The following is a 26,817-nucleotide window of genomic DNA, read 5'->3' on the forward strand; positions in this document are numbered from 1 at the left end:
ACCTTGCATCTCATGATGCGGAACGGTGGTCAATCTGTTGAAACGCCGTGCTGCGACGCAACAGCGTCGAATCCCGCGATATGAAATGAAAGTGTCATCCGTGAAATGGCGGGCGCCCGGTCCGGCCCGGACCGTCCTGTGTCCAGCCGGCCGGTCGCAGCGCTGAATCCGGTCAGATCAACGCGCCCAGGAACGCGTCGAAGTGCGCGCAGACGGCCGCCAGGTCGTTGTCCGTGGCCATCGGCGGCACCAGCAGCATGTCGTGGAAGGGCGTGACGAGCACGCCGCGGTTGAGCCACCACAGGTGCAGCGCCGCTTCCACATCGCCCGCCATGGCGCCGCGGGCCTCGGCGGCATCGCGCGGCGCGGTGGGCCGGAACTGCAGTTCCATCCGCGCGCCCAGCCGGGTCACGGTCCAGGGCAGCCTGCGCCCGGTGATGGCGGCCTGCAGCCCGGCCTGCAGGCGCTCGGCACCACGGGCCATGGCCTGGGCTGCCGCCGGCGTGTTGACCTCCGCGAGCGTCGCCTTCAGGGCCGCCAGCGCCAGCAGGTTGGCCGACAGCGTGGTGCCAATGCCCGAGTGCCCCTCCGGCGCCGCGCCCTTGGCCGCCTGCATGCGGTCGGCCAGTTCGTCGGAGAAGCCATAGACGGCGCAGGGCATGCCGCCGGCCACCGCCTTGCCCACCACCAGCAGGTCCGGCACCACGCCATGCAACCGTGCCCAGCCGCCATGCCCGGTGCTCACCGTGTGCGTCTCGTCCAGCAGCAGCAGGCTGCCGTGGCGGCGGCAGGCCGCCTGCACGCCTTCGATGAAACCGGGCAGCGGCGGCACCAGGCCGCAGTTGGTCAGCGCCGGTTCGGTGAGCACGGCCGCCACGTCACCGCTGGCCAACGCCCGTTCCACCGCCGCGAGGTCGTTGAAGGGCACCACCACCGTTCCCAGTGCCAGGTCGTGCACCTGCCCCAGCAGGCTGACCCGGGTGACGGTGCGGCCGTCACGCAGGTCCACCAAGGTGTCGTCCACCGTGCCGTGGTAGCAGCCGTCGAACACGAGCAGCCTGGGCCGGCCGGTGACGGCACGCGCCCAGCGGATCGCGAAGCGATTGGCGTCGCTGGCCGACAGCGCCAGCTGCCAGCGCGGCAGGCCGAAGGTGCCGGCCAGCAAGGCACCGACGTCCGTCAGCAGTTCGCCGGGCAGCATGGTCGTCAGGCCGGCGGCGGCCTGTGTAGCCAGCGCACGGGCCACGGCCGGCGGCGAGTGCCCGAACATGGCACCGGTATCGCCCAGGCAGAAGTCCGCGTGGCGATGCCCGTCGGCGCATCAGAGCTCGGCGCCCTGGGCCCGGGACACGAACAGCGGGTGCGGCAGCGGCCAGTCGCGCATCCAGTGCGTCGGCAGGCCGTACAGCCAGTGCGGTTGGGCCGCGGCGGCCAACGCCGCACTGCGCGGGTGGGTCTCGCGGTAGCGCTCGGCCTCGGCACGCTGAAGCTGCGTCAGCAGGTCGGCTCTAATCATGGGTGAATTCTCGACCAGCACCCACACCATGAGCGACTTCGCGTTCCTGTCCCAGACCACCTTCCTGCGCGCCGACACCGCGGCTGGCCAGCCGCTGGCCGTGGCCGGCATTGCCTGGGACGGCTCGACCACGAACCGGCCCGGGGCCCGCATGGCGCCACGCAGCATCCGCGAGGCCAGCCACATGCTCTGCGACGGCACCCACCCCTGGTTCGGTTGTGCGCCGGGCGCTCGGCTCGGCGACGCCGGCGACCTGGCCCTGCCCAACACGTCGCTGGAACGCATGCGCGCCGCCATGGCCGAGCCGGTGGCGGCGCTGATCCGCCGCCACCACATGGCCTGGCTGGGCGGCGACCACTCGATCACCCTGCCCTTGCTGCGCGCCTACCGCGCGTGGCTGGGCCGGCCGCTGGCCGTGCTGCACTTCGACGCCCACTGCGACACCTGGACCGACCATTTCGGCGAACCCAGCGGCCATGGCACCTGGGTCAGCGAGGCCGTGAGCGAGGGCCTGGTGGACGCGCGCTGCCTGGTGCAGGTGGGCATCCGCTCGGCGGCCGAAGCCGCGGCCCGAGACTACGTGACCCACGCCGGTGGCCGCGTGTGGACCGCCCGCGACCTGCGCGGCCGCGACGGCAGCGACGCCCTGCGCCCGGTACTCGACGACCTGCGCGCCCGGCTGGCTGCCGCCGGGCAGCCGCCGCTGTACCTGACACTGGACATCGACTGCCTGGACCCGGCCTTCGCCCCGGGCACCGGCACGCCGGAGCCGGGCGGGCTGAGCACCAGCCAGGTGCTGACGCTGCTCGAAGATGGTGCCGATCTGCCCTGGGTGGGCATGGACTGCGTGGAGGTCTCGCCGCCCTACGACCACGCCGAACTCAGCAGCCAGGCCGCGGCCCACTTCGTCTGGACCTACCTCTGCGGTCGGGTGAAGGCCATGGACCCGCGATCCGGCGGCTGAAACGGCCCAAGGATCGGCCGCGGCCTTGACAAGCCTCAAGGACCTGCCTGGTCACGGCCGCCAAGATCGGCTGCAACAGGAGGTGTTGCCATGTCTGCCGATGCTGCCGTTTCGTCCGTCCCCACCACCGCACGGGCCGCCCGACCGACCCGCCCCGAACGGGTGCATGTGCCGGCGCCCGAGGGCTTCGAGGCCCTGGACCGCACCCACCGCGAGGTTCAGGCCATGCTGGGGCGCTTCTCCGCATTGTTGGACCACGTCGACGACAACGGCCCCGACGAGGAGGCCCGCCGCATGGCGGCCGAGATCCGTGCCTTCTTCGACGGTCATGCCCGCCAGCATCACGCCGACGAGGAGCGCCTGGTGTTCCCGTCGCTGCTGAACAGCGGGAACGCCGACCTGGTGCACCACGTCAAGCGCCTGCAGCAGGACCACGGCTGGCTGGAGGAGGACTGGCTGGAACTGGCGCCGCAGATCGAGGCCATCGAGCGCGGCTACAACTGGTACGACCTGCCCATGCTGCGCCACGCGCTGCCAGTGTTCGCCGCGTTGTACGACGAGCACATCGTGCTCGAGGAAACCGTGGTCTACCCCGCCGCCAAGGGCCACCAGCAGGCCCTGGCCGCAGGGGTTTCGGCCCGTACCGGCAGTTGACGACCGGGGGCAACCCCGTGGGCGGTCGGCGGTCGGTCAGCCTTCCAGGTCGTCCAGTGGCAGTGCCGTCGTCTGCTTGACCGTGCGCAGCACCAGCATCGAGTTGGAGCGCACCACGCCCGGCAGGCGCGGCAGCACCTCGGCGTGGAAGCGCTCCAGGTCAGCCGCGTCCCGGTACATGAAGCGCACCAGGTAGTCGTTCGTGCCGGCCACGTAGAAGCAGTCCAGGATCGCCGGCTGGTCGCGCACGGCCTGCTCGAAGGCCTCGAGCCGCCTGGGCTGGGTGCTTTCCAGGTTGATGATGGTGTAGCTGGTGCCATGCCGGCCCAGGCTGCGCGGGTTCAGCAGCGCCACGTAGCGGGCGATGACGCCGGCCTCCTCCAGCGCCTTCACGCGCCTCAGGCAGGCCGACGGCGACAGGTGCACGCGCTGCGCGAGTTCCACGTTCGACAACCGGCCTTCGGCCTGCAGCAGGTTCAGGATCTCGACGTCGATCGCATCGAGTTGCGTGAGGGGTGTTGCCGAGGGCACGAAGTGGCGCGAAGGCGGCTGGTGATCGCAGGATTGTGCGCCAGTACGGGCAAGCCCACCCTCCGGACGCACGCACATTGCGCAGCCGCCAGCATAGACTGCGAAGGCTTCGCCATGCCTTGGCGTGCGACTGCTCGAGGAGCCCTCATGAACAAGCCCCAAGACCTCCCCCTGGCCGCTGCTGCGGCTGCTGCGGCGACCACCGGCGGCGATGCCGCCCTCGACGCGTTCTGGATGCCGTTCACGGCGAACCGGCAGTTCAAGAAATCGCCACGCCTGCTGGCCAAGGCCTCGGGCATGCACTACTGGGACGCCGACGGCCGCGAGATCCTCGACGGCTGCGCGGGGCTGTGGTGCGTCAACGCCGGCCACACCCGGCCGAAAATCGTCGCCGCCATCCAGGCCCAGGCGGCCGAACTGGACTTTGCGCCGACCTTTCAGATGGGCCACCCGCTGGCCTTCGAACTGGCCGGCCAGATCACCAGGATCGCACCGGCGGGCATGGGCAAGGTCTTCTTCACCAACTCCGGCTCGGAATCGGTGGAGACGGCGCTGAAGATGGCCCTGGCCTACCACCGCGTGCGCGGCGAGGGCCAGCGCACCCGGCTCATCGGCCGCGAGCGCGGCTACCACGGCGTGAACTTCGGCGGCATCTCGGTGGGCGGCATCGTTGCCAACCGCAAGATGTTCGGCGCCATGCTGGCCGGCGTGGACCACATCCGCCACACCCACGACCCTGCGCGCAATGCCTTCTCGGTGGGCCAGCCGGCCCACGGCGCAGACTTTGCCGACGACCTCGAGCGCCTGTGCGCGCTGCACGACCCGAGCACCATCGCGGCGGTCATCGTCGAGCCCATTGCCGGCTCCACCGGCGTGCTGATCCCGCCGCAGGGCTATCTTCAGCGCCTGCGCGAGATCTGCGACCGTCACGGCATCCTGCTGATCTTCGACGAGGTCATCACCGGCTTCGGCCGCACGGGCCAACCGTTCGCGGCCCAGACCTTCGGCGTCACGCCCGACCTGATGACGGTCGCCAAGGGGCTGACCAACGGCGCGGTGCCGATGGGCGCGGTGATCGCGAAGGACATGATCCACGACGCCTTCATGGATGGTCCGGAGCACCTGATCGAGTTCTTCCACGGCTACACCTACAGCGCCCACCCGCTGGCCTGCGCCGCCGGCCTGGCCACGCTGCAGACCTATGCCGAAGAAGGCCTGCTCACGCGCGCGCAGCAGTTGCAGGGGCAGCTCGCCGAGCGGCTGCACGCCCTGCGTGACGCGCCCAACGTGATCGACGTGCGCAATTACGGCCTGGTCGGCGGCGTGGAACTGGCACCGCGCCCCGGCGAGCCGGGCAAGCGCGGCTTCGAGGTGTTCCTGGACTGCTATGCGAATGGCGTGCTGATCCGCACCACCGGGGACACGATCGCGATGTCGCCGCCGCTGATCATCGAGCCGGCGCAGATCGACCAGATCGTCGACACCGTGCGCGCAGCGCTCGGCCGCGTGGCCTGAACCCGCCGACGCCGATTCCTACGGGCCAGACAAGGACACTGCCTATCGTATGCCGTGGCTGGACACCGACCGTGCGCTGACGCGGAACTCCTACTACGCCGCCACCGCGGCGCGCGGAGCCGCCCACCCGCCACTGTCGGGGTCCGCCACCTGCGACGTGGCGGTGGTCGGCGGTGGCCTGGCGGGGCTCAGCGCCGCGCTGGACCTGAAGGCGCGAGGATTCGACGTCGCCCTGCTCGAGGCGCGCGAGATCGGTTTCGGCGCCAGCGGCCGCAACGGCGGCCAGGCCATCCACGGCCTGGCCTGCGATCAGGACGTGATCGAGGCCCAGCTCGGGCTGGACGAGGCGCGCCGCGTCTGGGCCATGTCCATCGAGGCGCTGGACCTGCTGCGCGCGCGCATCAGCGATCATCGCATCGCCTGCGACTGGCGCGACGGCTACCTGGGCCTGGCCACCAGCGCACGCAAGGGTCGCGCGCTGGCCGGCTGGGCCGACCGCATCGAAGCGGTGTATGGGTACCCGCTGACCCGCATCACGCCGGCCGAGGTGCCGGACTGGATCGCCAGCGAGCGCTTCCACAGCGGCGTGCACGACCCGCAGTCGGGCCATCTGCACCCGCTGAAGTACACCTACGGCCTGGCCGAGGCGGCGCAGCGTGCAGGCGTACGCCTGCACGAAGGGACACCGGTGCTCGGGCTGCAGACCCATCGCGACGGCGCCGTGCTGCGCACGCCGCAGGGTGATTTGCAGGCCCGGCAGGTGCTGCTGGCCGGCAACGTCTACCTGCAGGACATCGCCCCCGGCCTCGCGCCGGAGCTCGGGCCGCGCATCATGCCGGTCGGCACGTACATTGCGTGTTCAGAACCGCTGGGCGAGGCCCGCGCCACCGCACTGGTGCCCAGCCGCTCCGCCGTCTGCGACACCGACTTCGTGCTCGACTACTTCCGCACCACCGCCGACCACCGCGTGCTCTACGGCGGCCGCGTCAGCTACAGCACCATGACGCCGGCCGACCTGCCCGAGAGCATGCGCCAGCGCATGCTGACCACCTTCCCGCAGCTGGCCGGCGTGAAGGTGGACTACGCCTGGGGCGGCTTCGTCGACATCACGATGAACCGGGCGCCGGACTTCGGCCGGCTGGCCGCAGCGCCGCAGGTCTACTACCTGCAGGGCTTCTCCGGCCACGGGCTGGCGCTCACCGGCCTGGCTGGGCGTCTGGTGTCCGAGGCCATGGCCGGCGACGCGGGCCGCTTCGATCTCCTCGGCCGCTTGAAGCACCGCCCGTTCCCGGGCGGGCGGGCCCTGCGCACGCCGGCCCTGGTGCTGGGCATGGCCTGGTACCGTCTGCGCGACCTGATCGGCTGACACCGCCCGAGCATGCCCCAACTGCCCATCGTCCTCGTGCCCGCCTGCAACCGCATGCTCGGCGAGCACCCCTTCCACATCGCGGGCCGCAAGTACGTCGACGCCGTGCGCCTGGCGGGCGCGCTGCCCCTGGTCGTGCCGCGCGCCGAGCCTGCCGAGGTCGAGACGCTGCTGCAGATCGCCGACGGCGTGCTGCTGACGGGCTCGCCGTCCAACGTGCACCCGCGCCACTTCGACGAGGACGTGCGCGACCCGTCACTGCCGCTGGACCCGGTGCGAGACGACTGGACGCTGCCGCTGATCCCGCAACTGCTGGCGCGCGGCATCCCGCTGCTGGCCATCTGCCGCGGCACGCAGGAGGTCAACGTGGCGCTGGGCGGTACGCTGCACCAGGCGGTGCACGAGGTCGGGCCCTATGCCGACCATCGCGCCGACGATGCCGAGCCCGCAGCCGTGCAGTACGGTCCGGCGCACGTGTTGCACGTGGTGCCCGGGGGGGTTCTGCACGACATCGTCGGCCGTGATCGCTTCGAGGTGAACTCGGTCCATGGCCAGGCCGTGGCATCGCTGGCACCGGGCCTGCGTGCCGAAGCTCATGCGCCGGACGGCCTCGTCGAGGCCTTCACACAGCCTGCTGCGCCCGGCTTCAACCTCTGCGTCCAGTGGCACCCGGAATGGCGAGCAGCCGACAACCCGGTGTCGGTGCAGATCTTCGAGGCCTTCGGGCGCGCCGTACGCGCCTACCGCGACCGGGTGCGTGGTCCCTTGCCTGGGGCATGACCAGAGCCGCCGAACCACGAACCGAACACAGCCGCCACAGGTACCTCATGATCGACCGCGAACCCCACAACTTCAACCAGCTCGAGCAATGGCTCGACCAGAACCGAGTCACCGAGATCGAGTGCCTCGTGCCCGACCTCACCGGCGTCGCACGGGGCAAGATCCTGCCGCGCCAGAAGTTCACCGAGGACCGCGGCATGCGCTTGCCCGAGGGCGTGGTGGCCATGGGCGTGACAGGCGAGTTCCCGACCGAGGGGCCTTACTTCGATGTCATCGACTCCACCGACCGCGACATGCACCTGCGCCCCGACCCGGGCACCGCACGCATCGTGCCCTGGGCCAGCGACCCCACGGCGCAGGTGATCCACGACTGCTACGACCGTGAAGGGCAGCTGATCCCGTTCGCACCCCGCTCGGTCCTGCGTCGCGTCTGCGAGCGATTCGACGCCGCGGGCTGGAGCCCAGTCGTGGCGCCGGAGCTGGAGTTCTATCTCGTGGCCCGGAACACCGACCCCGACGTGCCATTGAAGCCGCCCATCGGCCGCAGTGGACGCAGCGAGACCAGCCGCCAGGCCTATTCCATCGATGCCGTGAACGAGTTCGACCCGCTGTTCGAGGACGTCTACGCCTACTGCGACCAGATGGAGCTCAACGTGGACACACTGATCCACGAGATCGGCGCCGGCCAGATGGAGATCAACTTCTTCCATGCGCACCCGCTGGGTCTGGCCGATGAGGTCTTCATGTTCAAGCGCACGGTGCGCGAGGCCGCGCTGCGCCACGACATGTTCGCCACCTTCATGGCCAAGCCCATCGCCGGCGAGCCCGGCAGCGCCATGCACGTGCACCAGAGCGTGGTCGACAAGGTCAGCGGCCGAAACATCTTCAGCAACGAGGACGGATCGCCCAGCCGGGAGTTCTTCTGGTACATCGGGGGCCTGCAGCGCTACGTGCCCGCGGCCATGGCGTTGTTCGCACCCTATGTCAACAGCTATCGCCGCCTGGCCCGCCGCGCCGCCGCACCCATCAACATCCAGTGGGGCACCGACAACCGCACCGTGGGCTTCCGCAGCCCGGTGGCCGCACCCGCCGCGCGGCGCATCGAGAACCGCGTGATCGGCGCCGACGCCAACCCCTATGTGGCGTTGGCGGCCACGCTGGCCTGCGGCTGGCTCGGCATCCAGAACCGCATCGAGCCCAAGCCGGAATTCCGCGGCGACGCCTACCTGGGCGACTTCGCGCTCCCTCGCAGCCTGGGGGAGGCCCTGGCCCTTCTGCGTGACGAGGCCGACCTGGCCGAGGCCCTGGGCCGAGAGTTCGTCACCGTCTACACCGAGATTAAGGAAACGGAGGTCGAAGAATTCATGAAGGTGATTTCGCCGTGGGAACGCGAACACCTGCTGCTGCACGTTTGAGCTGGACACGATGACGACCTCCCGCAGCACGGCGGAGTGGCAGGCGCTTGACGCCGCTCACTTCCTGCACCCGTTCACCGACTTCCAGTCGCTGGCCGCACGCGGCAGCCGCGTGATCACCAAGGCAGACGGCATCTGGCTGACCGACAGCGACGGGCAGCGCATCCTGGACGCGATGTCGGGCCTGTGGTGCGTCAACGTCGGCTATGGGCAGCAGGCCCTGGTTGACGCGGCCACGCAGCAGCTGCGCGAACTGCCGTTCTACAACGCCTTCTTCCAGACCGCCACGCCGCCGGCCATCGAACTGGCCGCGCTGCTGGCCGAGGTGACGCCGCCGCAGTTCAGGCACGTGTTCTTCGCCGGCAGCGGCAGCGAAGGCAACGACACGGTGGTGCGCATGGTGCGCCGCTACTGGGACCTGATGGGCCAGCCGCAACGCCAGGTCATCATCAGTCGCGTCAACGCCTACCACGGCAGCACCATGGCCGGCGCCTCGCTGGGCGGCATGAGCGGCATGCACGCCCAGGGTGGGTTGCCGATTCCCGGCATCGTGCACATCCAGCAACCGTACTGGCATGAGCATGGCCGACACCTGTCGAAGGACGAGTTCGGGTTCGTCGCCGCACGCTGGCTGGAAGACAAGATCCTGGAGGTCGGCCCCGACAAGGTGGCCGCCTTCATCGGCGAGCCGGTGCAGGGTGCCGGCGGCGTCATCGTGCCTCCGGCCACCTACTGGCCCGAGATCCAGCGCATCTGCGACCGCCACGGCATCCTGCTCGTGAGCGACGAGGTCATCACCGGCTTCGGCCGCACCGGCCACTGGTTCGGCTGCGAGACCCAGGGCTTTCGACCTGACCTGATGACCTTCGCCAAGGGCGTGACCAGCGGCTACCTGCCGCTGGGCGGCGTGATGGTGGGCGAACGCGTGGCCCGGGTGCTGATCGAGCACGGCGGTGAGTTCAACCACGGCTACACCTACTCCGGCCACCCGGTGGCCTGCGCAGTGGCCCTGGCCAACATCCGGCTGATCCAGTCGCTGGGTCTGGTGGAGCACGTGCGAGACGACGTCGGCCCGTATCTTGCTGAACGCTTCGAAGCGCTGCGCGGGCACCCGCTCGTGGGCGACGTCGACACCTGCGGAATGATGGCCGCCCTGCTGCTCGTGAAGGACAAGACCGATGGCACGCCGTTCACGCCCGACCTGGGCTTGGGCATGGTCTGCCGCGGCCACTGCTTCCGCGAAGGCCTGATCATGCGCGCCGTGGGCGACCGCATGATCGTGGCGCCGCCGCTGGTGATGACGCGCGCCGACGTCGACCACATGATGGACCTGATCCACCGCTGCCTCGATCTCACGCTGGCCGATGCCCGGGCACACGGCTGGCTCGCTTAGACTCCCGCCCCAACATCGGCAACCGCCCCGACCTGTCCTTCCCCCTGGAGGTTCCCACCATGTCGCTGAAGCCCCTTCTCGCCCTCGGTGCCATCGCGTCCGCGCTGACCCTGGTGTCCGCGCCGGCCGTCGCCCAGGAGGAGGAAAAGGTCCTCAACATCTACAACTGGTCGGACTACATCGCCGAAGACACGATCGCCAATTTCGAGAAGGAAACCGGCATCAAGGTCCGCTACGACAACTTCGACAACAACGAGATCGTTCACGCCAAACTCGTGGCCGGAAAGACCGGCTACGACCTGATCGTGCCTTCGTCGAACTGGGCCAAGCTGCAGATCGACGGCGGCCTGCTGCGCAAGCTGGACAAGGACAAGATCCCCAACCTGAAGAACCTGGATCCGGCGCTGCAGGCCCAGCTGGCCAAGATGGACCCGGGCAACCAGTACATGGTGAACTGGCTGTGGGGCTACACCACGGTGGGCATCAACGTCGACAAGGTCAAGGCTGCACTGGGCAGCACGCCGATGCCGGCCAACGCCTGGGACCTGGTCTTCAACCCGGAGTACGTCAGCAAGCTGCGCAGCTGCGGCGTGTCGTTCCTCGATTCCGCCACCGAGATCCTGCCCGCGGCACTGCACTACATCGGCAAGCCGGCCTACAGCAAGACGGCGTCGGACTACGCTGCGGCCGCTCAGATGCTCAAGAAGGTGCGGCCCTACGTCACGCTGTTCAGCTCGTCGGGCTACATCAACGACATGGCCGGCGGCTCGATCTGCGTGGCCATCGGCTGGTCGGGAGACATCAGCCAGGCCCGCCAGCGCGCCATCGACGGCAAGACCGGCCAGAACATCGAGACGCTGATTCCGTCCACCGGCGGCATCCTGTTCTTCGACGTGATGGTGATCCCGGCCGATGCGCCGCGCCCCGGCAACGCGCAGAAGTTCATCGACTACATCCTGCGACCCGAGGTGCACGCCGGCCTGACCAACAAGGTGCTCTACGCCAACCCGAACCCGGCGTCCAAGAAGTTCGTGCGCGCCGATGTGGCCAACAACCCCAGCGTGTTCCTGTCGCCGGCCGACCTGGGCAAGATGGTGGCGCCCGATGCCATCAACAACGACCTGCGGCGTCTGATGACGCGCACCTTCACGTCCTTCAAGACCGGCCTCTGACCGGGAGCCCGCCCGCGATGTCCCCCGCCACCGCGCCCGGCGCCGGCTACCTGCAGATCCGCGACGTCGTCAAGGACTTCGGCGGCTTCAAGGCCGTCAACCACGTCAGCCTGGACATCGCCAAGGGCGAGATCTTTGCGCTGCTGGGGTCCTCGGGCTGCGGCAAGAGCACGCTGCTGCGCATGCTGGCGGGGTTCGAGACACCGACCAGCGGGCAGATCATCCTCGACGGGCGGGACCTCGCCGATCTGCCGCCCTACCAGCGGCCGATCAACATGATGTTCCAGAGCTACGCGCTGTTCCCGCACCTGACGGTGTGGGACAACATCGCGTTCGGCCTGCGGCGCGAGGGTCTGCCCAAGGACGAGGTGGGCTCTCGCGTGGAGGCCATGCTCAAGCTGGTGCAGCTGGAACGCTTCGCCAAGCGCAAGCCGCACCAGCTCTCCGGCGGCCAGCAGCAGCGCGTGGCGTTGGCGCGCAGCCTGGCCAAGCAGCCGCAGCTCCTGCTGCTGGACGAACCGCTGGGCGCGCTGGACAAGAAGCTGCGCGAGCAGACGCAGATCGAGCTGGTCAACATCATCGAGAGCGTGGGCGTGACCTGCGTGATGGTCACCCACGACCAGGAGGAGGCCATGACCATGGCCTCGCGCATCGCGGTGATGAGCGAAGGCCGCTTCCTGCAGGTGGGGCCGCCGGGCGAGATCTACGAGACGCCGAGCTCGCGCTTCGTGGCCGACTTCATCGGCAACGTGAACCTGATGGACGGCACGCTGGCGGTGGACGAGCCGGACCACGTGATCATCGACAGCGCCGACTGCCGCCATTACGTGGGCCACGGCATCACCGGCAACGAAGGCATGGCGGTGACGGTGGCGCTGCGGCCGGAGAAGATCCACGTCTCGCGGCAGAAGCCTTCCGACGACTTCAACACCACGCGCGGCACGATCAAGGAGATGTCGTACTTCGGCAGCTTCACCGTCTACCACCTGCAGCTGGCCAGCGGCGCCATGCTCAAGGTCAGCCAGGCCAACGTGCAGCGCCACAAGGACGACGAGCTGACCTGGGGCGACGAGGTCTGGGCGCACTGGTCGCGCTCGGCCCACATCGTGCTGACCCAATGACGGCCTGACGCCCATGGAGCGCCTCAAGTCGATCTTCAGCAGCCGCGCGCCGGTGATCGGCGTGCCGTACGCGTTCCTGCTCGTCTTCTTCCTGCTGCCCTTCCTGGTGGTGATGAAGATCAGCGTGTCCGAGATGGAGGTCGTGACCTTCAAGGACCTGCTGACCTGGGAAGAAGGCGTGTTGCAGCTGACGCTGAAGTTCGGCAACTACCTCTACATCCTCGAGGATCCGCTCTACGTCAGCACCTACCTGTCCAGCGTCAAGTACGCGGCCGCCACCACGGCGCTTTGCCTGCTCATCGGCTACCCGTTCGCGTACTTCATGGCACGGGCCAAGCCGACCCTGCAGCCCGCGCTGCTGATGCTGGTGATGCTGCCGTTCTGGACGAGCTTCCTGCTGCGCGTCTACGCCTGGAAGGGCCTGCTGTCGGAGAACGGCTGGGTTCACGACGCGCTGGTAGGCACCGGCGTGGACCAGCTGCTGTTCGCGCTCGGCCTGATCCCGGCACCGGGCAAGCTGATGAACACGCCGTTCTCGCTGGTGCTGGGCATGGCCTACACCTACCTGCCGTTCATGATCCTGCCGCTGTACGGCAACCTGGCCAAGCTGGACCTGCGGCTGCTCGAAGCCGCGGCCGACCTCGGTGCCAGCCCGTGGACGGCGTTCTGGAAGGTGACGGTGCCGCTGTCGCGCGCCGGCATCATCGCCGGCTCGATGCTGGTGTTCATCCCCTGCGTCGGCGAGTACGTGATCCCGGAACTGCTGGGCGGGCCGGAGACGCTGATGATCGGCCGCGTGATGTGGGACGAGTTCTTCGCCAACAACGACTGGCCGATGGCGTCCAGCGTCGCCGTGGTGATGATCCTGCTCATCATCGTGCCGCTGGCGCTGTTCAACAAGTACCAGGCGGAAAGCCAGGAGTCGCAGCGATGAGGACCGCGGACATCAACCGCTGGTTCGCGCGCGGCTGGCTGGCCGCGGGCTTCGTGTTCCTGTACCTGCCCATCGTGGCGCTGGTGGTCTTTTCGTTCAACGACTCGCCGGTGCCCAATGCCTGGCGCGGCTTCACGCTCAAGTGGTACCGCGATCTCGCCACCGACGGCGAGATCATCGCCGGCCTGTGGCTGAGCCTGAAGATCGCCTTCTTCACCGCCTGCGGCGCGGTGGTGCTGGGCACGCTGGCCGCGTTCTCGCTCGTCAAGTACAAGCGCTTCTTCGGTCGCACGGTGTTCTCCGGCATGGTCAACGCGCCGCTGGTGATGCCCGAAGTGGTGGTGGGCCTGTCGCTGCTGCTGATGCTGGTGAGCGTGCAGCGCGCAGTCGGCTGGCCCGACCGCGGCATGATGACGATCTGGTTCGGCCACCTGCTGCTGGGCGTGGCCTACGCCACCGTGGTCATCCAGGCGAGGTTGCGCGATCTGAATCCGCAGCTGGAGGAAGCCGCGATGGATCTCGGCGCGAAGCCGCCGCAGGTCTTCTGGCTGGTCACCCTGCCGATGATCGCGCAGGCACTGGCCTCGGCATGGCTGCTGACCTTCACGATCTCGCTGGACGATGTCGTCATCTCCGCCTTCCTGTCCGGGCCGGGCGCGACGACGATGCCGCTGGTGATCTTTTCGCGCGCACGCCTGGGGCTGGACCCCAGCGTCAATGCCGTGGCCACGATCATCGTGGCCGTCGTGGCCGTCGGCGTGGTGCTGGCGAGCTGGTTGATCGCACGTGCCGAGCGTCGGCGCGCGCAGGAGATGGCGGCTGCCACGCGCGGCTGAACCCAAGGATTCTTCGAGGAGAGCGACTGATGAACACCGTTCGTCCCACCCTGATGGCGCTGGCCCTGGCCGCCGCCTTCCCGGCGCTGGCGCAGACCAGCAACGACCAGATCCTGCAGGAGCTGCGCGCCCTGCGCGAGCGGGTCAACCAGCTGGAAGCCCAGCTGAAGGCGGCACAGGAGAAGCCCAAGGAAGCCCAGTGGGGCATGACGCCCGAGCAGGTGCAGGAATTCAACCGCATCGCCATCAAGACCGAGTCGCTGCAGGACAGCTTCACCGACCAGGGATTCAAGGGCCTGGTGATCAACGGGATGATGGACCCCACGTTCATCTGGACGAACACGCGCGGAGGCAGCTTCGCCTTCCTGAACGCCTTCGGCGGCAGCGGCAGCGACTTCTCCTACCCCGACGACGGCTTCGGCTACGACAACTCCTACTTCGGCCAGGTGCGGCTCGACTTCCAGAAGGAGACCGAGGACGGCACCAAGTGGCGGCTGACCCTGGCGCCGCAGAAGAACGCCAGCTCCGGCTACAACATCGGCTCCATCGTGCACGAGGCCAGCGTCTCGATGGAACTCACCGACAACCAGACGCGCCTTTGGGTGGGCCAGATCCCCGACTGGTCGGGCTACGAATACGCCTGGAGCGACCAGCAGCCGCTGATCACGCACAACCTGCTGTTCGACTTCACGCTGCCGAGCTTCTACACCGGCGCGGCCATCGACATCACGCGCGGGAAGTGGTGGACGCGGGTGTTCCTGGGCAACATGAACGCCAGCCGCTACGACCGCGACAACAAGGCCGAGGTGCTGGCCTACCGCGTCGACTATTCCAAGGGCGAATTCGACGGCTGGGGCTTTGCCGGCGTGCACGGCAAGAGCTTCGGCGCCGGCATCCACGCACTGGAGGTCGACGGCTACTACATCCGCGGCGACTGGACACTGCAGGGCCAGCTGGCATGGGGCCGCATTGAGGACGGTGCCGCGAACGGGGACGCCGAATGGACGGGTCTGTCCGGCCTGGCCGCCTACAACTTCACGCCTCGCCTGAAGGGCATCGTGCGCGCCGACTATGTCAAGAACGACAAGAACGGTGGCGGCATCTTCGGCTCGGTACCGGCCTGTGCCGACGACGACTGCAACCTGCTGGTCGCCGATGGCCGCAACGGCTTCGGCCCGGAGATGGTGTTCGACAGCGGCACCGGCACTTGGGGCGCCGACCCATCGGGCAAGGGCAACAATCGCTACGCGCTGTCGCTGGGCCTGTCCTACCTCTACGGCCTGAACACCACGTTCAAGGTCGAGTACCGCCTCGATGGCGCCAGCGGCAACGCCTTCATCGGTGCCCAGGGCAACTACCGCAAGACCAACCACCTGCTCGGCACCTCGGTAGTCGTGACGTTCTGACCTGAAGGAGTCGGGCGATGGGCGCCAACGAACGCATCGACTGGACCGCCCGCGCGTCCGGCCTCGCACCCGACGGGCGCGCCGTGATCGATGGCCGCCGCATCGACGCCGCAGACGGGCAGGTCTTCGACAAGCACTCGCCCATCGACGGCCGGCGGCTCGGCGCCGTGGCCCGCGGCCAGGCGGCGGACATCGATGCAGCCGTCCGCAGCGCGCGCGCCGCCTTCGACGACGGCCGCTGGTCGAGCAAGGCACCAGCGGCACGCAAGAAGATCCTGCAGCGCTTTGCCGAGAAGATCCTCGCGGCGAAGGACGAACTCGCGCTGCTGGAGACGCTGGACATGGGCAAGCCCATCCAGTACGCGCTGAGCGTGGACGTGCCGGCCGCGGCGCGCACCATCGGCTGGTACGCCGAGGCCATCGACAAGGTCTACGACGAGATCGCGCCCACCGCGGCGAACGCCCTGGCGCTGATCACGCGCGAGCCCATGGGCGTCGTGGGTGTCATCGTGCCCTGGAACTACCCGATGATCATGGCCGCCTGGAAGCTCGGCCCGGCCCTGGCCACGGGCAACTCCGTGGTGCTGAAACCCAGCGAGAAGAGCCCCTACACGGCTCTGCGGCTGGCCGAGTTGGCGGTGGAGGCCGGCATCCCGCCGGGTGTCTTCAACGTCGTGCCGGGCTACGGCCATGAAGCCGGCGAAGCGTTGGCGCTGCACATGGAGGTCGACGCCATCGGCTTCACCGGCAGCACCCGCACCGGCCGCCGCATGCTGGAGTACGCAGGGCGCAGCAACCTCAAGCGGGTCTACAACGAGCTCGGTGGCAAATCGGCCTTCCTCGTCTTCCCGGACTTCGCCGACGTCGAACGCGCCGCGAAGACCGTGGCCGGCAGCATCTTCTTCAACCAGGGCGAGAGCTGCAATGCACCGTCACGCGTGCTGGTGCACGCGAGCATCGCCGATCAGTTCGTCGACGTCGTCCGGGCCGAGGTGCCGCAGTACCAGCCGGCCGACCCGCTGGATCCAGCCACGGTGATGGGCGCGCTGGTGGACGGCACCCAGCTCAAGACCGTGCTCGGCTACATCGAGGCCGGCCAGTCCGAGGGCGCGCGGCTGGTGGCCGGCGGGCGCCAGGCGCGTGCCGAGACCGGTGGCTGCTACGTCGAACCCACGGTGTTCGACGGTGTGCTCAACGGCATGACCATCGCCCGCGAGGAGATATTCGGGCCGGTGCTGTCGATCATCCGCTTCGAGACCGAGGCCGAAGCCATCGCGCTGGCGAACGCCAACGCCTACGGCCTGCAGGCCAGCGTCTGGAGCGACAACGTCAACCGGGCCCACCGCGTGGCGCGGGCACTGCGCGCCGGCACCGTGCACGTGAACCAGTACGACGAGGACGACATCACCGTGCCCTTCGGCGGCTACAAGCAAAGCGGCAACGGGCGTGACAAGAGCCTGCACGCGCTGGACAAGTACACCGAGCTGAAGACCACCTGGCTGCGCATCGACCCGGCGTGACGGCCCGCGGCACGTCCCCGGGCACGTCCGGCGCAGCCCCCTTGGCCTATGCCGCCCTGGCGTCCAGCATGGTTCTGGTGGGCAGCTACGTGGGGCTTTCCAAGCTGCTCGTCGGGGTGTTCCCGGTCTTCCTTCTGGCCTGGCTGCGCTTCGGCATCGCCGCGCTGGCCATGCCGCACTGGCTGCGTCGCGCGCCGGGCGAACCGGCCCTTTCCGCGCGCGACCGCCGCCTGCTGTTCTGGGAAAGCTTTCTCGGCAACTTCGGCTTCTCCATCTGCATGCTGTTCGGCGTGGCCGCCACCTCGGCGGTGGCCGCCGGCGTCGTGATGGCGACGATGCCGGCGATGGTGGCGCTGCTGTCGTGGCTGTTTCTGGGCGATCGGCTGGACCGCAGGATGGCGGCAGCCATCGCCTGCGCCGTTGGCGGCATCGGCGTGCTGGCCCTGCTGCGCGGCGGCTCGGCCGCACCCGGCCCTTGGTGGGGCTACGCCCTGCTCGTTGGCGCGGTGCTGTGCGAGGCCAGCTATGTCGTCATCGGCAAGCAACTCACCGGCGCCGTCTCGCCGCGGCGTATCAGCGCCCTCATCAACGGCTGGGGTCTGTTGCTGGTCACGCCGCTCGGGCTGTGGCAGGCCCTGTCCTTCGACTTCTCGAAGGTGGATGCGCCCACGTGGGGACTGATGGTGTTCTACGCACTGGCAGCCAGCGTGGTGTCGGTCTGGCTGTGGATGCAGGGCTTGCGCACCGTGCCCGCGCCGCGCGCCGGCGTGTTCTCCGTTCTACTGCCGGTTTCGGCCACGGCCGTGGGCGTGCTGGCCCTGGGCGAGCCATTCGGGCTGCGGCAGGCCCTGGCCGGCAGCCTGGCGCTGGCGGGCCTGTTGCTGGCGGTCTGGCCCGCCGGTGTCAAGCCAGGAAGTGGTGCAACAGCTTAATTACATTTGAGCAATTGCTTTTTTGTGGCTTTCGTGCCACAATGGTGCATGACTGATTCACGCCTGAACACCACACTGCACCACACCCTCGAAACCCTAGCCGCGACGCCTGCGGGCTTCTCCGTCAGCGACGTCACTGGGCATGCCCCGGAACAGGTTCGCCGCGCCGCGCAGGCCCTGGTGGCGGCCGGCAGGCTGCACCGCGCCACCGTCGGCACCCGCCGTGTCCGCTATTTCGCCAGCGCCGGTGGTGCCTCTGCCTTTCTGAAGACACAGCCGTCCACCAGCCCCGCGCGCGCCCTGGGCACCGCGCGCACCAAGGCACGCTGGTCGGCCGACGAACCGGGCCTGATCACGGCCCAGACGCGCATCATCAAGGCGCCGCCGCTGCCGCGCGACGTGCTGCGCACCAACACCTACCCGATGTACTGACCGTCGCCTCGCGGCTTGGAGCGCTACCGCGCGAGCAGCGCGACGCCGGCCCCCGTGGTGCCCCTGCCAGCCGTGGCCCGTAGCCGCGGCAAGTCGGGTCAGGAGAGCTCGAACTGGCCGATCTTGTGCAGCAGGCGGTCGCCGTGCGACTGCAGCTGCCCGGACGCCTCGGCCAGTTGCTTCACGAGCCGAAGGTTTTCCTCCGACGCACCATTGATCTCCACCAGGCCGCCCTTGAGCGCCGAGGCTTCGCTCTGCCCATCGCGCGACATCGCGGCCACACGCTCGACCGACTGGTGGATGGCATCGATCTGCTCGTCGCTCCCCGCCAGTGCCGCGCTGGTCTCCTGCACCAGCGCGCCGCAGGCATCCACGTCCTGCCCTGACCGGGCGACGATGTCGCCGATCCGGCGCGACGCGTCGGCGCTGCGCAGGGCCAGGCTGCGGACTTCCTGCGCGACGATGGCGAAACCACGGCCGGCATCACCGGCCTTGCTGGCCTCCACCGACGCATTGAGTGCCAGGATGTTGGTGCGGAACGCGATGCCGTCGATGACCCGCACGATCTCGCCGATCTCGCGGCTGCTCACGCGCAGCTGGTCCATCCGTTGGCTCAGTCGGCCCATGTGCTTGCGGTTGCGTGTCGACGCCAGCCGCAGGTTCTGCACCCGGTCGACCACCTGCTCCACGTCGCGACCACAGGCGGTCAGTTCGCGCGCATAGCGTTCCACCCCGTCCAGCACGGCGGCCAGATGCTGTGCGGTCTCGGCGTTGCGGCGGGACAGGTCGGCATTGCCGTGGGCCACGGTCTGCGCCGACTGGTTCACCGACGCCGCGGTCTGGCGCACCGACGCCAGCAGGTCCGACAGCCGCACCAGCGCGCGTGTCATGTCCCGCATGGTCTGCGCCACCTCGTCGTCGCCACGGGGGTGCAGCCGCGCGGTCAGCTTCCCGTCGGCCATGCGCTCCATCTGCACTGACAGCTGGCGCAGCCCACCGTTCATCACCAGGAAGAAGCTGTAGACGATGAACGCCGCCGTCACCAGGCAGACGGCAACCACGATGGCCACGCCGTTGCGCGCCTGGCGCGCCCGGTCCATTGCCACCGCCAGCGCGGCCTCCAGCCGGTTGGTCAGGCCAGTGCGCAAGCCGCTGACCTCCGTGCGGGCCGCGTCGTAGAGCGCGGCGTGGCGCTGGAGGTCGATGGTGCCGGCCTGTGCCAGGGCCTCGCGTTGTGCCCAGTCCAGATACTGGCGCGTGGCCTCCAGGCGCAGCGCGCCGGTCGTCGCCTTGCCGCCTTCGAGCAGATCGATCGGTTGTTGAACCTGTGTCCACAGGCGCTGCACCTCGCCGAAGGTGACGGCGGCTTTCACCAGGCGATCGGCCGAGGCGGCACCGTCCTGGCCGGCCAGCCCCACCACCGCACGGCGCAGCAGCGCCAGCGAGGTCTGCAGCGTCGGCAGTTCGCCCAGCGCCAGGTCAGCCGTGGCACTCAGCGCGCTGTCACGGCTGGCCTGGGCCTGGGTGGCTGCCACTGCATCGTCGCGCAGCGCCTGGGTGGCCAGCAGCGCCTGCGCATCGACCGGGCGCCGCGCGGCATGCGGCAGATCTGCGGCCTGCACCGCCCGCTCCACGGCGGCGCGCGCGCGTTCCCAGCTGGCGCCCAGGCCCAGCCCGGTGGCCAGCGCATCGTCCATGGCCGTCACGAGACGGCCGTGGACGGCCACGCGGTCGTCGTTGCCCGGGGTCTGTCCGGTCTCCACGGCGCGGGCACCCGTGCCAAGTTCGACCCGGAACTGCGACACCGCGGCCACCAGACGCACACCGGCCAACCGCTGTTGCGCCAATGAATAGGACTGCTGGTACTGCAGCAGCAGATTGACGCTCAGTGCGGCCAGAGGCACGCCGAGGATGCCCAGCAACAGCATCACCTTGGCGCGCACGCTGATGCGACGAAGGGGACGCACCCCCAGGGCCCAGATCCCGTGATAGGCGAAGAAATCACGCCACGCCCGAGGGGCGGCGGACCCGTTGCCCTTGGGGCGGGCGGAACGCAGAGCAGACAAAGACAGCAGCATGGCACTCCTCGGTGCGTGTCAAGCCACGGTGCATCGATACCCGTGCCCGCGACGCTGTTCCTGTATCGGCACGGGGCGAGTCAGGTGAAGTGGATTTTCGGCATGTCATCACTTGTCATCCCAGGAAGAAGGATTTATTCGCCCCTTTCATCAGGACTTCTGCATTGCCGAGCGGCTTCAGCATGTCCGGGTACTGCCGATAAGGCCTTGACGCCCTGTTCACGAATGCCATGCCAGACCATGTGTTGAACCTGGACGCGCCCCCGGCGCGTCGGCACGCCCACTCGCGATGGACACGCCCGCTGCTCGCCGGAACCGCCGGTGCGGCCGCAACCGTCATGGTGTGGTCGGGCGGCTGGCTCGGCCTGCTTGGGCTCGGACTGATGACGGCCGGCGCTGTCTGGATTCTGCGCGCAAGCCCGGGGCCGACCGAACCGGCCACCCGCGCAGCGGGTGCAACGCCGGTCGCCGGCCGCCACGGCGCCGAGGTGATGGTCAGCCAGGTGGTGCCGGTCTGGAGCCGGCAGCTGGACCTGACGCGAGAGGCTTCGGCAGAAGGCGTGGGCGGCATCCTCAACAGCTTCTCGGCGATATCCGGCGCCCTGCACGAACTGACCGACAAGCTGCAGGCCCAGAGCATCGCAGCGGAGCCCGGCATGGTGGCCGCCACCGTGGACCGCGAGTCGGCCGCGCTCGAGCCGCTGCTGGTCGCCAGCCAGCGGGCGTTCGCCCAGCGTGACGATGCGTTTGCCGTCCTGGCAAGTTGTGCCGAAGGCGTGGCCGAGCTGAAGCAGCACGCGAAAACCGCACGCGAGCTGGCGCGCCACACCCGCCTGGTGGCGTTCAACGCCAGCATCGAGGCCCAGCGGCGGCATGGCGACGGCGCAATGGCCGGCCATGGCCGCGACGATGGCCAGCAGGCCGTGGCGACCGAAGTCCGCATGCTGGCCACGCGCATCGGTGAAGCGGCCGAACGCATCGAGCAGGTGATCTCCGCACTGGAGGCACCCCTAGCCCAGGCCCATTGCCGCGGCTCCACCGGCGACACGTCCGACGAGGAGCTTCGCCTGGAAATCGACCTGGCCGCACGGCAGTCTTTGCACACGCTGATCGCCGGCTTGGGTGCCGCGCTGGCCGGCTCCGACGAAGTGGCACAGACCGTTTCCACGCTGCGCAACGAACTGGACGAGAGCTTCATCCACTTCCAGTTCGGCGACCGCATCAGCCAGATGCTGGCCATCGTCTCCAGCGACATGGGCAACTTCGCGCAATGGGTGGCCACCAACCCGACGGCCACGCAGAGCGACGCCGCGCGCTGGCTGGAAGCACTGGAAGCGGCCTACACGATGGAAGAGCAGCGCTCGGGGCACCACGGCAACGTGCACGTGCAGCAGAGCGCCGGCGTCGAGTTTTTCTGAGGAACCGGGGGACCCCATGAGCAAGACCGTGATGATCGTGGACGATTCGGGCAGCTTCCGAACCGTCGTCAAGCTGGCGCTGCAGAAGGCCGGCTACCAGACCGTCGAGGCGGTCGACGGCAAGGACGCCGTCGGCAAGCTCGACGGGCGCAAGCTCAACCTGATCGTCTGCGACGTGAACATGCCCAACATGGACGGGCTTTCGTTCCTGAAGCACCTGAAGACGACCGGTGGCTACAAGTTCACCCCGGTGATCATGCTGACCACCGAGAGCCAGGAGGCCAAGAAGGCCGAAGGCCGTGCCGCGGGTGCACGCGCGTGGATCACCAAGCCGTTCCAACCTTCTCAGTTGGTCGACGCCGTCAACCGGCTGTGCGTCTGAGATCCGGCCAGAGGGGCACCTGACCATGCCAGGACAAACGATCATGCTGGTGGACGACTCGGCGTCCATTCGCGCGCTCATGCGCATGGCGCTGGAACAGGCAGGCTACCGGGTCGTGGAGGCCTGCGACGGCCAGGACGCGATCGACCGCCTCGTCGACAGCACACCCGACGGCATCGTCTGCGACCTGACCATGCCCCGCCTGGACGGCCTGGGCTTCCTGCGCTACCTGCGCCATCACCCCAGCCTGCGCAGGGTTCCGCTGATGCTGCTGACGACCGAATCGCGGCAACAGGTGAAGGACCAGGCCAGGGTGCAAGGCGCGCAGGCCTTCCTCAACAAGCCCTGCCGGCCTGGCGATCTCGTGGCCGCCGTGCAGCGCCTCGTCCACTGAGCCCCACACCCATGACCACCCCTGCCCTCCCCCTGGGCCCCGAACTCACCATCGCCTTCGCCGCCACCTGGCGCGAAACGTTGGCCGATGCGGTGAATGCCGGCGGCAACCTGACGCTGGACCTCGGCGAGGTCACCGACTTCGACAGTGCCGGCGTGCAGCTGCTGCTGGCCGCTCGGCGCAGCCTGGCCGAGCGTGGCCAGCAGTTGCAGGTTGCCACCGCGTCGCCGGTCGTCCGCGACGGGCTGCAGGTCTTCGGCCTGCAATCGCTTCTGGACGACTGAGGAGAACGGCCGATGTCCAACTACGACGACGACGCGGAGATCATCGCCGCCGCCCGTGCCGGCTTCCTCGATGAAGCGGCCGACATGCTGGCGCAGTTCGAACAGGCGCTGCTGGTCATGGAGACGGCGCCCGACGACGCCGAGAACCTCAACGCCGCCTTCCGCGCCGCACACACCATCAAGGGCACCGCCGGGCTGTTCGGTTGCGACGCGGTGGTGCTGTTCACGCACGAGGTCGAGACGCTGCTCGAAGGCCTGCGCAGCGGGCAGAAGCAGGTGAACGACACCATCATCGCCGCCCTGCTCCAGGGGCGCGATCAGATCGAGGCGCTCATCGACGAGGTGCGTTCCGGCCAGACCGACCCCGACGTGGCCGCGCGCAGTGCCAGCCTCGGTGCGGAGATCCGCGCCCTCTACGGTGGCGAAACCTCGGACACTCCGGCGGGCTCGGCCGCCTCCAGTTCCGGACACGTTGCCGAGCCGGCGCCGTCTGCCGACGCCGCGGAGCCGTGCTGGCACCTGTCGCTGCGTTTCGGCCGGGATGCCCTGCGCAACGGCCTCGACCCGATGGCTTTCCTGCGTTACCTGCGCCAGGTCGGCAGCGTCGACGCGGTGCACACGCTGGCCGGCGCCGTGCCCACGCTGGCCGACATCGACGCCGAAGACTGCCACCTGGGCTTCGAACTGCGCCTGTCCACGGCGCAGGACCGCGCCGCCATCGAGCAGGTCTTCGAGTTCGCCATCGACGACTGCGAGCTGACCATTCTCGAGCCGGGCAGCGACCCGGCACTGTTCGCGGCGCTGCTCGACGCCCGCTGCGGTGGCGATGAGGATGCGCGGACCACTCTGCAGAGGGCCTGGGACGGGCTGGGCCCGTGGCAGACCGGCGCCGCGCCGGTGGCCGCGCACGAGACACAGGCAGCGTCCGCAGCACCGGCAAAGGACACATCGTCCACCGCGGCGGCGCAGGCCGAACAGTCCGACACCGCGGCGGCCACGCCTGACCGCCGCCTGGCCCCGCGCGACCGCCGTGCCGACGAGGCCCGCTACGTCAAGGTGCGTGCCGACAAGCTGGACCACCTGATCGACCTGATCGGCGAACTCGTGATCGCCGGCTCGGGCGCCCAGATGGCCGCCAGCGCCGAAGGAGCCGCCGCCATCCTGGAGGCCACGCAGCGCGTCTCGGACCTGATCCAGTCCACGCGGGACGGCGCCCTGGCACTGCGCATGGTGCCCGTGGGCGAGACCTTCGCCCGCTTCCAGCGGGTGGTGCGCGACACGGCCAAGCAACTGGGCAAGGACATCGAGCTCGTGGTCACCGGCGGCGACACGGAACTCGACAAGTCCATGGTCGAGCGCATCGGCGACCCGCTGATGCACCTGGTGCGCAACAGCCTGGACCACGGCATCGAGACGGCCGCCGAGCGCGCCGAGGCCGGCAAGCCCGGCACCGGGCGCCTGGCGCTGCACGCCTACCACGAGGCCGGCAGCATCGTCATCGAGGTCAGCGACGACGGCCGCGGCCTGGACCGTGACCGCATCCTGGCCAAGGCCCGCGAACGCGGCCTGGTCGACGCCGACACGGTGCTCACCGAGCAGGAGGTCTGGCAGCTGATCTTCGCCCCCGGCTTCTCCACCAAGGAAGCGGTGACCGACCTGTCTGGCCGTGGCGTGGGGATGGACGTCGTCAAGCGCAACATCGAATCGCTGCGCGGCCACATCTCGCTGGCCACCACACCCGGCCGCGGCACCACCACGCAGATCCGTCTGCCGTTGACGCTGGCGATGATCGACGGCTTCCTGGCCCGCGTGGGCGGTGTGCACTACGTGCTGCCGCTGGCCGTGGTCAGCGAATGCATCGACGTGCCGGCCGAGTGCCGCGCCGCCGGCGGCGCCGTCACCGGCACCTTCGACCTGCGCGGCGAGGTCCTGCCCTGGCTGGATCTGGCACCGTTCTACGGCGGCATGCCCGACGAGGGTTCGCGCCGCAGCCTGATCGTGGTGCGCGATGGCGCCACCCGCATCGGCCTGATCGTCGACCGCCTGCTGGGCGAGCACCAGACGGTGATCAAGCCGCTGTCACCGATGTTCCGGCCGCTGCAGGCGCTGGCCGGTTCCACCATCCTGGGCTCGGGCGACGTCGCCCTGGTCCTCGACATCCAGGGGCTGGTCATGGCTGCCACACGCAGCCGCCCCACCGTTCGCCCGTCTTCGGCCGCCCACTGAAACCGGCCCCTCTTCGCCCAAGGAATCACCACCATGAACACCGTACTCCGCCGTCTGAAGCTGTGGCAGAAGTTCGCGATCCTCGGCAGCGTCGGCCTCACGCTGGCCGCGGTGCCGCTGTACAAGGTCGTCGCGCTGCAGAACGCCAACATCGACGTGGCCGAGGCCGAGGATGCCGGCCTCGACCCGTTGAAGAAGGCCTTTGCACTGCAGGTGGCACTGCAACAGCACGACACGTCTGTGGGCGCCGCCAACGCAGCCGCGCGGCAGGCGGCCCAGGAGCGCGTGGAACAACAGTTCCAGGGCACGACGGCAGACGTTCAGGCACTCGAGTATGAGCTCGCGGTGAAGAACGCACAGGCCTGGCGCGCCGATTGGGAGTCCATCAAGACCCAGGTCAACAGCGGCGCTGCCGACGCAGGGCGTTCGGCGCAGCACCATGAGGACCTGGTCCAACGCACGTTCAGCCTGATGGATCAGATCGCCGACGCCTCCGGCCTGTCGCTGGATCCGGTGTCCGAGAGCTACTACCTGATGACGGTGCTGGTCGACCATCTGCCGCGCCTGTCGGGCGAGGTCCACCGTCTGCGTGAACTGGGCAGCGAGGCCATCGCGGCAAAGCGCATGAGCGAGACCCAGCGCGCCGACCTGGCCCAGGCTTCGCATCGCATCCACTACTTGCAGGGACGCGTGGCGACGCAGGTAGAGAAGTCACTGGACATCGCGCCCGCAATGAAGACCGCGCTGGCCGAACCGCTGAAGCTGGCGCTGGACAAGGCGGACGAACTCCATGAACTGGCAGAGGACATGGCCGACAAAGGCAGCGCAACACTGACGGCCGCTGAATTCCGGCGGCTTGGTGACGAAGCCGTGGATGCCCAGGTTGCCTTCCACACCGTGGCCACCGCGGCCCTGGAGCAACTGCTGCACGAACGTGTCGCGGTAGAACGGCAAGCCCAGTTCGCGTTCCTGGCCTTCAGCGCGGCCTTGCTGCTTTTTGGCGGCATCGTGGCAGTGCTGCTGTCGCGTTCGGTCACCCGGCCGCTGGGCCAGGCCGTGGCCGCCGCCGACGCCGTGGCCTCGGGCGACCTCAACCACGTCATCGACGCCAGCGGCTCGGACGAGGCCGCGCAGCTGCTGCGCAGCCTGCAGGCCATGCAGCGGAACCTGCAGACGCGTCAGCAGGAGGACCGCGAGCGCATGGCCGCCACCGAAGCCGCCAGCGCTGCGGCCACGCAGGTCGCCCAGGAGATCGGCAGCGCAGTGGACGCCGCCGTGGGCGGTGACTTCAGCCGCCGCATCGGCCTGCAGGGCAAGGAAGCCTTCCATGCCGAGCTGTGCGGCAAGTTCAATGAGTTGATCGAGACCGTCAGCGGCACGATCCGCGAGGTGCGCAGTGCGGCCGACCACCTGGGGGCGGCCAGCGCGCAGGTCTCGCAGACCTCGCAGAGCCTGGCGCACTCGGCCAGCCAGCAGGCTGCCAGCGTGGAGGAGACCACCGCCTCGCTGCAGGAGATGAACGCCTCGGTCAAGGGCAACGCCGACAAC

The 26,817-nt window shown here is 69.0% G+C and carries 23 protein-coding genes and 1 pseudogene; 21 read left to right on the forward strand and 3 right to left on the reverse strand.

Annotation, left to right across the window (positions count from 1 at the left end):
• Positions 1–172: 172 nt before the first annotated feature.
• Positions 173–1,516: pseudogene (locus ENE75_RS21790) on the reverse strand (transaminase).
• On the opposite strand from ENE75_RS21790, the gene ENE75_RS21795 reads away from it, so the two are divergent.
• The gene (locus ENE75_RS21795; protein WP_259371720.1) at positions 1,515–2,480 is read left to right on the forward strand and encodes an agmatinase; all 966 of its coding nucleotides are present in this window, start codon (positions 1,515–1,517) and stop codon (positions 2,478–2,480) included. The pseudogene ENE75_RS21790 and the gene ENE75_RS21795 overlap by 2 nt on opposite strands.
• A 90-nt stretch (positions 2,481–2,570) precedes the next feature.
• Positions 2,571–3,134 (forward strand): hemerythrin domain-containing protein, encoded by a 564-nt coding sequence (locus tag ENE75_RS21800; protein WP_128200635.1) that lies wholly within the window; start codon positions 2,571–2,573, stop codon positions 3,132–3,134.
• 36 nt (positions 3,135–3,170) lie between these two features.
• Here ENE75_RS21800 and ENE75_RS21805 read toward each other — a convergent pair whose 3' ends face one another.
• Positions 3,171–3,665, reverse strand: a complete 495-nt coding sequence (locus tag ENE75_RS21805; protein ID WP_233259208.1) for an Lrp/AsnC family transcriptional regulator — start codon at positions 3,663–3,665, stop codon at positions 3,171–3,173.
• A 147-nt stretch (positions 3,666–3,812) separates the two neighbouring features.
• On the opposite strand from ENE75_RS21805, the gene aptA reads away from it, so the two are divergent.
• The 13 genes from aptA (at position 3,813) to ENE75_RS21870 (ending at position 18,487) form a co-directional block, all read left to right on the forward strand.
• Complete coding sequence (gene aptA / locus ENE75_RS21810) at positions 3,813–5,180, forward strand: omega-aminotransferase AptA (protein WP_128200639.1); 1,368 nt, start codon at positions 3,813–3,815, stop codon at positions 5,178–5,180.
• Between the two features lie 49 nt (positions 5,181–5,229).
• Entirely contained in the window at positions 5,230–6,546 is a 1,317-nt protein-coding gene (locus ENE75_RS21815) for an NAD(P)/FAD-dependent oxidoreductase (protein ID WP_128200641.1), read from the forward strand.
• Positions 6,547–6,558: 12 nt separating this feature from the next.
• On the forward strand, positions 6,559–7,326 hold the full coding sequence (locus tag ENE75_RS21820) for a gamma-glutamyl-gamma-aminobutyrate hydrolase family protein (RefSeq protein ID WP_128200643.1): 768 nt from the start codon (positions 6,559–6,561) through the stop codon (positions 7,324–7,326).
• 47 nt (positions 7,327–7,373) lie between these two features.
• Complete coding sequence (locus ENE75_RS21825; RefSeq protein WP_128200645.1) at positions 7,374–8,741, forward strand: glutamine synthetase family protein; 1,368 nt, start codon at positions 7,374–7,376, stop codon at positions 8,739–8,741.
• Between the two features lie 10 nt (positions 8,742–8,751).
• Entirely contained in the window at positions 8,752–10,134 is a 1,383-nt protein-coding gene (locus tag ENE75_RS21830) for an aspartate aminotransferase family protein (protein WP_128200647.1), read from the forward strand.
• A 59-nt stretch (positions 10,135–10,193) separates the two neighbouring features.
• Positions 10,194–11,306 (forward strand): polyamine ABC transporter substrate-binding protein, encoded by a 1,113-nt coding sequence (locus ENE75_RS21835; RefSeq protein WP_128200649.1) that lies wholly within the window; start codon positions 10,194–10,196, stop codon positions 11,304–11,306.
• A gap of 17 nt (positions 11,307–11,323) precedes the next feature.
• The gene (locus ENE75_RS21840; RefSeq protein ID WP_128200651.1) at positions 11,324–12,427 is read left to right on the forward strand and encodes an ABC transporter ATP-binding protein; all 1,104 of its coding nucleotides are present in this window, start codon (positions 11,324–11,326) and stop codon (positions 12,425–12,427) included.
• A gap of 13 nt (positions 12,428–12,440) precedes the next feature.
• Positions 12,441–13,361: an ABC transporter permease gene (locus ENE75_RS21845; RefSeq protein WP_128200653.1), complete on the forward strand. Its 921-nt coding sequence runs from the start codon at positions 12,441–12,443 to the stop codon at positions 13,359–13,361.
• Positions 13,358–14,197 (forward strand): ABC transporter permease, encoded by an 840-nt coding sequence (locus ENE75_RS21850; protein ID WP_128200655.1) that lies wholly within the window; start codon positions 13,358–13,360, stop codon positions 14,195–14,197. The genes ENE75_RS21845 and ENE75_RS21850 overlap by 4 nt, the downstream gene beginning before the upstream one ends.
• A 29-nt stretch (positions 14,198–14,226) precedes the next feature.
• Positions 14,227–15,603, forward strand: coding sequence for a DUF3138 family protein (locus ENE75_RS21855; protein WP_128200656.1), 1,377 nt, complete (start codon positions 14,227–14,229; stop codon positions 15,601–15,603).
• Between the two features lie 17 nt (positions 15,604–15,620).
• Complete coding sequence (locus tag ENE75_RS21860) at positions 15,621–17,123, forward strand: aldehyde dehydrogenase (protein ID WP_128200658.1); 1,503 nt, start codon at positions 15,621–15,623, stop codon at positions 17,121–17,123.
• A 68-nt stretch (positions 17,124–17,191) separates the two neighbouring features.
• Entirely contained in the window at positions 17,192–18,055 is an 864-nt protein-coding gene (locus ENE75_RS21865; RefSeq protein WP_128200714.1) for a DMT family transporter, read from the forward strand.
• Positions 18,056–18,103: 48 nt separating this feature from the next.
• Complete coding sequence (locus ENE75_RS21870; RefSeq protein ID WP_128200660.1) at positions 18,104–18,487, forward strand: hypothetical protein; 384 nt, start codon at positions 18,104–18,106, stop codon at positions 18,485–18,487.
• A 98-nt stretch (positions 18,488–18,585) separates the two neighbouring features.
• Here the strand turns inward: ENE75_RS21870 and ENE75_RS21875 are convergent, their stop codons facing one another.
• Positions 18,586–20,454 (reverse strand): methyl-accepting chemotaxis protein, encoded by a 1,869-nt coding sequence (locus tag ENE75_RS21875; RefSeq protein WP_158289045.1) that lies wholly within the window; start codon positions 20,452–20,454, stop codon positions 18,586–18,588.
• Positions 20,455–20,948: 494 nt separating this feature from the next.
• Here ENE75_RS21875 and ENE75_RS24940 point away from each other — a divergent pair, with 494 nt between their 5' ends.
• The 6 genes from ENE75_RS24940 to ENE75_RS21910 all read left to right on the forward strand — a co-directional run.
• Positions 20,949–21,983 carry a methyl-accepting chemotaxis protein gene (locus tag ENE75_RS24940; RefSeq protein ID WP_158289046.1) on the forward strand — a complete coding sequence of 345 codons (1,035 nt, stop codon included), beginning with the start codon at positions 20,949–20,951 and terminating at the stop codon, positions 21,981–21,983.
• A 16-nt stretch (positions 21,984–21,999) separates the two neighbouring features.
• Entirely contained in the window at positions 22,000–22,365 is a 366-nt protein-coding gene (locus ENE75_RS21890) for a response regulator (protein ID WP_128200668.1), read from the forward strand.
• Between the two features lie 25 nt (positions 22,366–22,390).
• Complete coding sequence (locus tag ENE75_RS21895; RefSeq protein ID WP_128200670.1) at positions 22,391–22,759, forward strand: response regulator; 369 nt, start codon at positions 22,391–22,393, stop codon at positions 22,757–22,759.
• Positions 22,760–22,770: 11 nt separating this feature from the next.
• Complete coding sequence (locus ENE75_RS21900; protein ID WP_128200672.1) at positions 22,771–23,043, forward strand: STAS domain-containing protein; 273 nt, start codon at positions 22,771–22,773, stop codon at positions 23,041–23,043.
• 12 nt (positions 23,044–23,055) lie between these two features.
• Positions 23,056–25,269 (forward strand): chemotaxis protein CheA, encoded by a 2,214-nt coding sequence (locus ENE75_RS21905; protein WP_128200674.1) that lies wholly within the window; start codon positions 23,056–23,058, stop codon positions 25,267–25,269.
• A gap of 33 nt (positions 25,270–25,302) precedes the next feature.
• A partial coding sequence (locus ENE75_RS21910) for a HAMP domain-containing protein (protein ID WP_158289047.1) occupies positions 25,303–26,817 on the forward strand: 1,515 nt, incomplete at its 3' end.

The organism is Rubrivivax albus, assembly GCF_004016515.1.
Taxonomy (GTDB): domain Bacteria; phylum Pseudomonadota; class Gammaproteobacteria; order Burkholderiales; family Burkholderiaceae_C; genus Rubrivivax; species Rubrivivax albus.